The 8,285-nt window shown below is 62.6% G+C and carries 7 protein-coding genes, 1 tRNA gene and 1 pseudogene; 5 read left to right on the top strand and 4 right to left on the bottom strand.

Going from position 1 to position 8,285, the window contains the following annotated elements:
• A partial coding sequence (locus RMN73_RS00590) for an MBOAT family O-acyltransferase (RefSeq protein WP_309601377.1) occupies positions 1–1,284 on the top strand: 1,284 nt, incomplete at its 5' end.
• Positions 1,259–2,440 (top strand): hypothetical protein, encoded by a 1,182-nt coding sequence (locus RMN73_RS00585; RefSeq protein WP_309601376.1) that lies wholly within the window; start codon positions 1,259–1,261, stop codon positions 2,438–2,440. The genes RMN73_RS00590 and RMN73_RS00585, both read left to right, overlap by 26 nt.
• Positions 2,441–2,446: 6 nt before the next feature.
• On the opposite strand, the gene RMN73_RS00580 is transcribed toward RMN73_RS00585, so the two are convergent.
• The 4 genes and pseudogenes from RMN73_RS00580 to RMN73_RS00560 form a co-directional block, all read right to left on the bottom strand.
• Positions 2,447–2,523: transfer RNA gene (locus RMN73_RS00580), tRNA-Arg, on the bottom strand.
• A 12-nt stretch (positions 2,524–2,535) separates the two neighbouring features.
• Positions 2,536–3,450: pseudogene (locus RMN73_RS00575) on the bottom strand (DUF6999 family protein).
• Positions 3,443–4,117, bottom strand: coding sequence for an iron-containing redox enzyme family protein (locus RMN73_RS00565; RefSeq protein ID WP_309601373.1), 675 nt, complete (start codon positions 4,115–4,117; stop codon positions 3,443–3,445). Before RMN73_RS00565 ends, RMN73_RS00575 begins: the two are co-directional and overlap by 8 nt.
• 92 nt (positions 4,118–4,209) lie before the next feature.
• Positions 4,210–5,205, bottom strand: a complete 996-nt coding sequence (locus tag RMN73_RS00560) for a hypothetical protein (RefSeq protein WP_309601372.1) — start codon at positions 5,203–5,205, stop codon at positions 4,210–4,212.
• A gap of 222 nt (positions 5,206–5,427) precedes the next feature.
• Here RMN73_RS00560 and phaR point away from each other — a divergent pair, with 222 nt between their 5' ends.
• The 3 genes from phaR to glmU all read left to right on the top strand — a co-directional run.
• Positions 5,428–5,976 carry a polyhydroxyalkanoate synthesis repressor PhaR gene (gene phaR, locus RMN73_RS00555; RefSeq protein WP_309601371.1) on the top strand — a complete coding sequence of 183 codons (549 nt, stop codon included), beginning with the start codon at positions 5,428–5,430 and terminating at the stop codon, positions 5,974–5,976.
• A gap of 389 nt (positions 5,977–6,365) precedes the next feature.
• Positions 6,366–6,938, top strand: coding sequence for a hypothetical protein (locus RMN73_RS00550; protein ID WP_309601370.1), 573 nt, complete (start codon positions 6,366–6,368; stop codon positions 6,936–6,938).
• Positions 6,939–6,984: 46 nt separating this feature from the next.
• Positions 6,985–8,285 (top strand): bifunctional UDP-N-acetylglucosamine diphosphorylase/glucosamine-1-phosphate N-acetyltransferase GlmU (gene glmU, locus RMN73_RS00545; RefSeq protein WP_309601369.1); only part of this gene is annotated, 1,301 nt, incomplete at its 3' end.

Raw genomic sequence — 8,285 nt, 5'->3', positions numbered from 1 at the left:
CCGTTCGTGATCCTGCTGTGGATTTCCACCGTGGTTGATTGGTGGGCGGCCCAGGCGATGGTCAAATCCGAGCGGCTACGGACCCGCAAATTGTGGATGCTGGCCTCGGTGGTGGTCAATCTCGGCATGCTGGCATTCTTCAAATATGGCCAGTTTTTGCTCGACAACTTCATTGCTATCGCGGGCTCGCTGGGGATCGAGTATCAACCCGCGCAATATTCGATCGTGCTTCCGGTCGGGATCAGTTTCTACACCTTCGCGACGCTGAGCTACACGCTCGACGTCTATCTGCGTCGGGCCAAGCCGGCCAAGCATTTCCTCGATTACGCATTGTTCGTGACCTTCTTCCCGCACCTCGTCGCGGGGCCGATCATGCGCCCGACCGAACTGGTTCCGCAATTCGCCGAACCCAAGCGCGCCAATCGCTCGATGCTGCTGTTCGGGCTCGCGTTGATCACGCTCGGGCTGTTCCAGAAGGTGGTGCTTGCCGACGGCTTCCTCGGCCCGGTGGTCGAGAAGGTCTACGATGCGCGCGAGGGCGTGCCGATGATGCTCGATGCGTGGGTCGCGACTTTGGCGTTCAGCGGGCAGATATTCTGCGACTTTGCGGGTTATTCGACCACCGCGATCGGGGTCGCCTTGTGCCTCGGCTTTGCGATGCCCGACAATTTCCGCTTTCCCTATGCGGCAATCGGCTTTTCCGATTTCTGGCGGCGCTGGCACATCACACTGTCGAGCTGGCTGCGCGATTATCTGTACATCCCGCTCGGCGGCAACCGCCATGGCGAGGCGCGGACGTACATGGCGCTGATGGGGACGATGCTGCTCGGCGGACTATGGCACGGGGCGAGCTGGACGTTTGTTGCGTGGGGCGGGCTGCATGGCCTGTATCTGTCGGCCGAGCGGTGGCTCAGGGGGCGGTTTTCCGGTTATCGGCCCGGGCGCGGGGCCTTGGTTGCGTTCGGCGCGCTCACGTTCGTATTGATCAACCTCACGTGGGTGTTCTTCCGGGCCAAGGATTTCACCGTCGCGGCGACGATGTTGCAATCGATGGCAGGTTTGGCGGTCAAGCCGATACCGATGATCGCCGCACTGCCGATGCTCTATGCGATGGTGATCGTCGCGGGGATAGTCGGCACACACTGGGCGATGCGCGACAAGACGCTGGAGATTGCAATCGAGCGGACGCCGGCGTGGTTGATTGGCGCTATCTGGTCATTGATGGCGATCGCGATCGTCGCAGAACAGGGGAAAGGCAGTGCCTTCATCTACTTCCAGTTCTGAGTCCGGTGGCGTGCTGCGGGAGAAGGGCGCCTTGCCCGCCGGGTTGAGGCTGACCGCGTCGGACCGGCCAGGCGAGGCGCAGCCGGTTCCGGTGCGCGACATTCCAAGCCAGCCGTGGGGGCGGATCATGGGCTTCGCCGGGGTTGCGCTGGCGCTTGGCGTGGTCGGGCTGGAGGCCAATGCACGGCGCATCGGGCTCCATGCGGGGGATCTCGACAATAGCGAAGTCGCCTGGGTCAAGGAGCGGATCCGATCCGAAAGCGCGGAGGTCGCAATCGTCGGCGATTCGCGCATCCTGTTCGATACCGATCTCGACCGGTTCGAGGCGCTGACCGGCACGCGTCCGGTTCAGCTGGCAATCCACGGCACCAGTGCGCTGACCCTGCTCGAGGATGCGGGGAGCAATCCGAATTTCCACGGGCTGCTGATCGTCGGGATGGCGGATACGATGTTTTTCCAGCCGTTCGACGGTTATGGCGGCTATGTGAAGCGGCGCGGCGACTTCAGCTCGCCGTCGGGCCGGGTCGGCATCGAGATCGACCATTTGCTCCAGCGTCGGCTGGCGTTTCTCGACTCCAATTATCGGCTGAGCGTTGTCGCGCATCGGCTCGATCCCGATTTCAGGATCGGGGTCGAAGGGCCGAAGCACGATATCTGGAAAGTGGCCGAGGTCGGCGAAAATCGAGCGACGCATATGTGGTCGCGGGTTGAGACTGACCTGGCCTATCGCGCCCGCACGCGATGGGCGTGGAAGGGGTTCAAGGAGAAATTCCCCTACACGCCGCAGCTGATCGCCAAGGGCCAGGCCCGCGCGGTGAAAGCGGTCGCGGCGATCCGCGCGCGGGGGGGTGACGTGGTGTTCGTACGGCCACCGTCGGACGTCCATCTCAGGGTCAATGAAGAAGCCCAATTGCCCAAGGCGAAGGGCTGGGATGTCCTGCTGGCCAAGACCAAGGCGGTCGGCGTGCATAATGACGATCTGCCGGCTGCAGTGCAGAATTTGACGCTGCCCGAATGGTCGCATCTCAATCGAGCCTGCGCGACAGTGTTCACTGATGCCTATGTCCGGGCGCTCGCCGCCCAAACCCCGCGGCTGAAATTGCGCGCCAATGCCCCGCCGCCGCTAAGCCGGGATGATTGTGTGCCAAAGACGTAGGGAGAATGGCGCACCCGACAGGATTCGAACCTGTGACCCCTGCCTTCGGAGGGCAGTACTCTATCCAGCTGAGCTACGGATGCGTGGCGCGTCGCTTAGCTGGGGCGGGGTTCGCTCGCAAGTGGGACCTTATCTGACGCCGCCGCCTGCGCCCGCTTCAATTCGAGCAACAAACCGTGAAGTATCTCGCTCGCCAGGCCGTGGAGCATCAGTCGGCTACCTGCGGCGAGAGTCGATAATGGGACCATCGGGTGGCGGTTGTTGATCAACGCAAGATGCTTCTCCTCCCCGGTGATCCGCGCGGCATAAAGTCCGATCATCTCGTCGAGCTGGAGCGAATTGGTCGCCCGCCAGAAGTCGCGGTCGGTCAGGAACATCGCATAAGCTGGCGTGTACAGCTCGATCGCCGTCGCCACGTCGATCAGATTAAGCCGGCCGGTGGGCATCGGTTCGAGTTCGATATTTTCCTCGATCGCCGAAAAGTCGACCTGATCGATACGCCGCACCTTGTCGCCGCGTCGCTTAAGCTCTTGGTTCAGTTGGATGATGAAATTGTAGATGTTGAGATCGTGGTTGAGGAACAGCAGATCCTTGACGTCGTCGATCCGGCGCGGCCGCATCGGCTTAAGGTCGGGCTTGAACCCGGGCGCTGCATTGGCGGCGATGAAGGCGAGGATTTGCGAACCCAGGCTGAAGTGCCGCAGGATCAAGGTATTGGCGTCGGGCTAGAGAAAGCGCTTCATCCCCCAGGCGATGAGATTGTGCAGCAATTTGGGAGCGTGCGGCCAGCGCGGGCTGATGGTGTGGACGATCTGCGCGAGGATGATCGTCACCCGCGCGAACGGGCGCACCAGCGGCATCAGGAACTGGCGGCTGGTCGAGCCGGTGTCGCGCAGCAGCGCGGCCTTGGCGACCGGATGGATCGGCAATGTTTGGTCGAGGTTGAGCGCCAGCCACGGATCGGGATCGACCGGATCGTAGCGATCGATGGTCAAGGCGACGTCAGACATTGCCGAGCTCCTCAAGCTGGAGGCGATAGAGGCGGGCGACGATCTTGGCATGACGAACGATATCCGCCGAAACCGCGTTGCCATCGCGGTCCGGCCCGGTCACCGCGAGGCGTACTGCATCCTCAAACATGTCGAGATGCTCGGAGTCATTTTCGCCATGATAGGACAGGAAGCGCACCGCTTCTTCGGGCAGGTCGAGCTGTTGGCGAATGCTCGCCGCCCACGGTCCGGCCATGCGATTGCCAAGCCCTTCGATGATGAACATCGCGCCGAGCAGCCCGAGCGGATCGGGGTTCGACGCCGCATGATACATGAACGCGCTGAGCGCTTCCGACCCGATGTTCTTCTGGCCCGACTGGATGTCCTCGATCTTGCCGCCGGCTGCGACATAATCCTGTTCGAGTAATCGGAAATCACGATGCTCGGCGGCCGAATGGCGAACGAACAACGACCGCAATTCCTCATTGGCGGGGGACAGGCTGGACGACGCACGGCTAATCCACCGGCTGCCCTCGATCACCTGCTGGCGAAGGTTGAACAGCAAGCGCTGATAATCTTCCATCCGCAGGCGCTGGCCGACCAGTCGTTCGATCATCGGTACCTTGAGCAGGGCGCTTTCGAAATCGATCCAAACTTGCGCAAGCGCCCGGTGGGTGCGTTCGACCAATAACGCGTCGGTATCTATGACTATCTCTCCACCACGGTCATGCCGGCATAGCCCATCAGGCATTGCCCGCTTTCGGGAACGGCGACGAGCACCTACTGGCCCGCTTTAAGAAGCGGACTATCGAGCAGATCGTCGAGCAACAGGAACATCGATGCGGCGCCGACATTGCCCTTGGTCGGCAAGTTGGTGAGCCATTTTTCCTCATCGACCATGCATCCGGCGCGGGTGGCCAGGCGAACCATTTCTTCGCGCAGGCTCCTGGCCGAATAATGGCACACGAAATGGTCAACGGTACGGGTCTCGACCCGGCCGTCGTCGATCAGCCGCATGAGCTCGCCAACCCACACCGGCAGCATGCGGTGCGGTGCCTCGAAGTCCTGCCGCAACTGGAACGCGCCGGCCCGCGCCGCATCGCCGATCGACGGGAAATGGCTCCACGGCTTCATCTTTCCGTCGCTTTGTCGAATAGCGCCGCCAGTCATGCACGGGGCGAAGCGGTCGGCGAAGCTGCGGATCGAAATCCAGTCGATCTTGAGCGACAAGCGGTGGCGCGCGGGGGTCGGCTCGACGATCAGCGCGGCGGCGCCGTCAGATAACGTCCAGCGCAGGAATTCGCCATCGCCCGGAAGCTCCCCCTGCGCATCGATCGAAGCGGTGTCGAGGTAAAAGCCGGGACGGAAATAGCGGCTCGAAAATTCGGCCCCGAGTGCGAGCGCGGCGCGATGCTCCCCAGCATGCACCTGGAGCGCGGCACTCTTCAGCGCCATCATCGATGAACCGCACACGCTCTGGTGGCTCGACAATTCGAGCGGGGGAAATCCGAGCGCGTGATGGACGCCGCTGGCTAGGCCAGGCACCAGCAGGTCATTCTGGGTCGTTGCCGTGGCGAGCAATCCAAGCTGGGACGGGTCGATCTCGGCCTTGCTCAGGCAATTGTGGGCGGCTGCGGCAGCAAGGCGGGCAAGGGTCCAGTCGCTGCTCCCGTCGCGGTTGATCGCATAGTGACGGCTCTTGATGCCGTTTTGGCGAAGGACCATTCGACCGAGCCGGTCCGATCGTTCGGACAAATGACCGATGAATTTGCCCATCGCGGCGTTGGATATTGGCGGCCTGGGTAAATACTGGCCCCCGGCCGTAAGATACGCGTCCATCATTCCTCCCGCCCGGCATGGTCAAGCCGACCCTGCGCGCGGTATGCGATAAAGCCTTGCCAAAAGGTAGCTTTTCGAAGCGCTTGCTGCGCTGCGGCGTGCTTGTTGCAGTGCGTTACGCGGCGGTGCTAGGCTTTGCGGCTGCAGCAGGAGCGCATCATGGTGAAGACGTCGGGCAAGGTCACGATCAAGAAATATGCCAACCGGCGTCTCTATGACACCGAAAGTTCGAGCTACATCACGCTCGACCGATTGGGCGCAATGATCCGCGAAGGGCGCGATTTCGAAGTGATCGACGCCAAGTCGGGCGAAGACATCACCCACCAGGTCCTCACCCAGATCATCGTCGAAGAAGAATCGCGCGGCGAGGGGGCGACGATGTTGCCGGTCAATTTCCTGCGCCAATTGATCGGATTATATGGCGGCCAGATGCAGCCCGCAGTACCGCAATATCTCGACGCGGCGATGGACATGTTCCAGAAAAATCACGCCGCGATGCGTGATGCGGTCGCTGCGCCTTTTGGCGGGGCGAACATGTTCGCCGATCTGGCCAAGCGCAACATGGCGATGTTCGAGGAATCGGCGCGCGCGTTCGTGCCGGGAGCGGCCGCAAAGAAAGCGGCTGGCGACGATCAGCCGAGCGAAGTCGAAACGCTCCGTGCCGAGCTTGCTGCGTTGCAGGCCAAGGTCGACAAACTGGGCAAGTGAGGCGATGGAATTTCGCGCCTATCGGAAGCGCGAAGTTGCGGAGATTATCACCAACAAATTCTATTACAAGTCTTGTTCTTGCGCTCAGACCCCCACATGTTGTGTATGCCAATAACACAGCGAAAGGAGGTGATCCGATGTCTCATGGTTCAGCTAAGGGGTCGGTGAAGTTCGTTCGGAGGATGTGTTCCTGACGGGACACCACGGTCTTTCCGGGCTGGAACTCTCCGGCCGCTGACCATGTTTTTGGGGGCAGGTACCGGTGGGTGCCGGCCCCCATTTACGTTACGGCCCCCGAAATGATAACGCATGACGATTGAGCCGAAGCGGAACACTTCGTTCGCTGGACCGTCTGTGCGGTGATCTCAATGTGAAAGGGAAAGTTGGTTATGGCCAAAGCGACCACCAAGAAAGCGAGCAGCCGCAAATCGAGCAGCGCGAAAAGTTCGAACAAGGCAAAGATCGACAAGATTGCAAAGGCAGCAATGAGCCGCGAGATGCTCGCCGCCGGATTGACCGCCGCCGCTGCAGCCATTGCCGCCAGCCCCAAGGCACGCCGCGCGATTCGCGATGCAGGCCTCGATGCCGCCGATACCGCGAGCAGCGCCGCCACCCAGATGATGGGCAGCGCGTCGCGGCTTGGGTCGTTGATCGCCGAGGCGGTCGCCGATGCAGCGCAGCGCGTATTGTCGGGCAAGTGGGTCGATAACGCCGAGGAAGCGGTGGCCAAGGCCACCAATAGCGCCAAGAAAGCGGTCGGGCTGAAAACGACTCCGGCCAAGCGCAAGCCCGCTGCCCGCAAGACACCCGCCAAGAAAGCGACCGCACGCAAGCCGGCGGCGCGCAAGACCGCGGCCACTGCTGCGGCCAAGCCGCGCGCGACGACCGCCAAGCCGCGCGCTGCGGCGAAGCGCAGGCCGGCCACCAAGCGGGTGACGAAACCGGCAACGCCCAAGGCCTGAGCCTGGGGCGCTGGAATAAGTCTATGGGCCATGCCAAGGGGCGACGATGACCTCGCCGCCCCCTTTCGCCGTTATCGTGCTTGCCGCCGGACAAGGCACGCGCATGCGTTCCGACACGCACAAAGTGCTCCACCCGATCGCCGGCAAGCCAATGTTGCTGCATCTACTCGACACGGTCGAGGCGATGGGCGCGGACCGCCAGGTCGTCGTCGTCGGCAAGGGCCGCGACCAACTTGAGGCGGCACTTGGCGGACGGGGTGTCACAACCGCGTTGCAGGCCGAACAGAAGGGCACGGCACATGCGGTGCAGATGGCACAAAGCGCACTCGACGGCTTCGATGGGCCGGTGTTGATCCTTTACGCCGACACGCCGTTCGTGACCGCCGAGACGCTGCAGCGGATGCTTGTCCGGCTGGGCGACGCCGATGATCCCGGCGTGGTCGTGATGGCGAGCTCGCCCGACGACGGCAAAGCCTATGGCCGCGTGATTTTGGAGAATGGCGACCGGATCGCCAAGATGGTCGAGTTTAAGGACGCAACCGCCGAGGAACGCGCTGTCAAATTGTGCAATTCGGGAATGATGGCGGTCGGCGCGGGCGAATTGTTCGGCTGGCTGGCCGAGGTCGGCAATGACAATGCGGCGGGCGAATATTACCTCCCCGATGTAGTCAATGTCGCGGCGCGGTCGGGGCGGCACCCGGTGGCGATCGAGGGCGAGGCGTTCGAGACCGCGGGCGTGAACAGCCGCGCGGAACTGGCGCATCTCGAGCTCGACTGGCAGCGGCGCCGACGCGAAGAAGCGCTCGAGCAAGGCGCGACTCTGATCGACCCCGAAAGCGTCTGGTTCAGCGCCGATACAAAGCTTGGCCGCGACTGCACGATTGAGCCGCACGTGGTGTTCGGCCCCGGCGTCAAGATCGCCGACGGGGCAGTGATTCGTGCCTTCAGTCATATCGAGGGCGCGACCATCGCCACCGGCTGCGAAGTCGGGCCATTCGCGCGGCTCCGCCCCGGCGCGGTGATGGAGGAAGGATCCAAGATCGGCAATTTCGTCGAGATGAAAAAAGCCCGGCTGGGCAAGGGCGCGAAAGCCAATCACCTGTCGTACCTTGGCGACGCCGACATCGGCGAGAAAGCGAATATCGGCGCGGGGACGATCACCTGCAATTATGACGGCTTCGGCAAATATCCGACGACCATCGGCGCGGGCGCCTTTATCGGATCGAACAGTAGCCTGATCGCGCCGGTCAGGATCGGCGAAGGCGCGATCGTTGGCGCGGGGAGCGTGGTGACCAAGGACGTCGCCGACGACGAGCTCGCCGTCGCGCGTGCCAGCCAGCGCGGGAT

This window comes from Sphingomonas sp., assembly GCF_031372575.1.
Classification (GTDB): domain Bacteria; phylum Pseudomonadota; class Alphaproteobacteria; order Sphingomonadales; family Sphingomonadaceae; genus Sphingomicrobium.
Note: the sequence above shows the minus strand (reverse complement) of the source record. Positions and strands in the feature narration are given on the sequence as shown.

Coding starts and splice junctions, on each gene's coding strand:
- RMN73_RS00560 (WP_309601372.1), bottom strand. CDS start 5,205: ATGGGCAAATTCATCGGTCATTTGTCCGAACGATCGGACCGGCTCGGT.
- RMN73_RS00550 (WP_309601370.1), top strand. CDS start 6,366: ATGGCCAAAGCGACCACCAAGAAAGCGAGCAGCCGCAAATCGAGCAGC.
- phaR (WP_309601371.1), top strand. CDS start 5,428: ATGGTGAAGACGTCGGGCAAGGTCACGATCAAGAAATATGCCAACCGG.